This is a genomic window from Vibrio sp. 2033, assembly GCF_033339735.1.
Genome location: NZ_JAWOVC010000263.1, coordinates 1 through 775 on the forward strand (window position 1 = coordinate 1; position 775 = coordinate 775).

Here is a 775-nt window from a genome sequence, read left to right on the forward strand (position 1 = left end):
CGGTTTGTTTTGCTCGTTTCGAGCTGTTTGGTAAGGAAAGGCTATGTGGGAACAAGGGTTTGTGTTAGCGATTTTGCTTGGCATTATCACTTGTTTGCTTGTGACTAAGATTAAGCCGAGCTACGTTTTTGCTGGTGCAGCCTTTATTGCTTTCATGGCGGGAATGATGGATTCCACGACCATTGCTGCGAACTTTACCAACTCATCATTGTTAACTTTGGTCCTGCTGATTCTCGCTTCTTGTGCATTAGAAAAAACGTTACTGATCAGTTGGGTGAGCCGTAGTATTTCAGAAGGTCATTTAGGCAGTGTGATCGCCAAGCTTGGGTTATCGACCGCCTTACTGTCTTCCTTTACCAACAATACGGCCGTTGTTGTGTCTTTGATTGGTGCGATTAAACGCAATCAACAGCACGCGCCTTCTAAGCTACTGATTCCACTTTCTTACGCGGCGATATTTGGCGGCACATTAACGCTTATTGGTACTTCGACCAACCTTATTATTAATAGCTTTGTGGAAGATGCAGGGCTACCGAGTCTGAGCTTTTTTACTCCGACGATGATTGGTTTGGCTGTCTTAGCTGGTGGTCTTTTAATTCTTATTCCGCTGAGCTATTTGCTGCCAAGTTACGATGACCAAAACCAAGAAGACTTACCGTATTTCCTTGAATCTCGTGTTGAACCTGGTTCACCTTTGGTTGGCCGTACCATCAGTGAAAACAATCTGCGTGCACTGCGTAAGTTGTTTCTTGCAGAGGTGGTTCGTGATGGCGTG

1 protein-coding gene is annotated in these 775 nt (G+C 45.0%); it reads left to right on the forward strand.

The annotated features are described in order from the left end of the window. Window positions 1-43 precede the first annotated feature (43 nt). Window positions 44-775, forward strand: a 732-nt coding sequence (locus tag R7P74_RS25970; protein ID WP_318123535.1) for an SLC13 family permease, incomplete at its 3' end; no start/stop codon positions are given.